At 35.5% G+C, this 1,024-nt stretch carries 1 protein-coding gene; it reads right to left on the bottom strand.

The features are described 5' to 3' along the window. Positions 1 to 4: 4 nt before the first annotated feature. Positions 5 to 1,015, bottom strand: coding sequence for a lipopolysaccharide 3-alpha-galactosyltransferase (gene waaO / locus NNO04_RS22445; protein WP_271446523.1), 1,011 nt, complete (start codon positions 1,013 to 1,015; stop codon positions 5 to 7). Between the last annotated feature and the right edge of the window lie 9 nt (positions 1,016 to 1,024).

Below are 1,024 nucleotides of genomic sequence, written 5' to 3'. Positions count from 1 at the left end.
ATTATTATTGGATAGTTTTAGCCTTGTAATATTTCATGTAATTTAATAACCCTTGAAGATATCTTTTCTGCTTAAATTTATGCTTAGCACAATATCGGTATTGGTTACTATTTGCAGGTTGCAGCAGAGCAACATTGCTCCAGGGAGAATGCTCTTTCGCATTTATAAAGCTTTGCGAAACAGGGTAGTTTGCCCACTCATGCCAGGGTTTTGTCGGTCCAACATAATGAATAAACACGGTGTCATCATTGACCGGGTTTACCACTTTATCCTTCAATTCATAATTGATACTAAAGCGAGTATTATATTTTCCATCAATGAAGTTCACTTTCCCAACAAGAAGAACATTCAAGACATCTTGATCCAAATGCGTAATTTTGGCCACCCATTCAGGAACCCGCAACATCTCAATCGCTTTAACTGAAATATCATTTTTTTGCCATTCATTAATATTTATAAGCAAAAAGCCTGCATTAAAATATCCAGATACAAGCTCAGGAGTAGTCAAGGTTACAGAGCGGTCAGTCCACCATTCGATATCCCTTTCCGCAACAACCGCGGCAATCTCGTGCTCCGTAAATGAATAATCAACCAGTTCCTGAATACTACCTTTACAGGCGATATCAGCATCCAGGTACAAAAGCTTATCTAGCTTACCATAAAAATAATCAGCAATGACAAAACGGAAATACGTCGCATATGTCCAGTTCTTCGTGCTGGGTAGCGACTTTAATTTATTACAATCAATTAAATAGACTTTTATACGGGTTTTATATTGTTCGGCTAATGCAGAAAATCTCTTCTGATCATCTTCGCTAAAATGATCAGTAAAAACATGAAAGTCAAAGCTTATCGATTTATTGCTTAATAATATAGAAGCAATAGATACACCACATCCAAAAAGAAAATTTTTATCTATGCCAAACGCTATATTGAAATTATTTTCAGATGTTCGGCCATGATAGTTATATTCCATGACCGAAAGAATAACGTCTTTATCACTAAACTGTGACATATTTAATAT

The organism is Citrobacter sp. Awk 4, from assembly GCF_028069725.1.
Classification (GTDB): Bacteria; Pseudomonadota; Gammaproteobacteria; order Enterobacterales; family Enterobacteriaceae; genus Citrobacter_D.
The sequence above is the reverse complement of the archived record's forward strand: the minus strand, read 5'-3'. Positions and strand labels throughout refer to the sequence as shown.

What these genes read in the sequence shown, in the direction of transcription:
- waaO (WP_271446523.1), bottom strand. Translation starts at nt 1,015, where the DNA reads ATGTCACAGTTTAGTGATAAAGACGTTATTCTTTCGGTCATGGAATAT.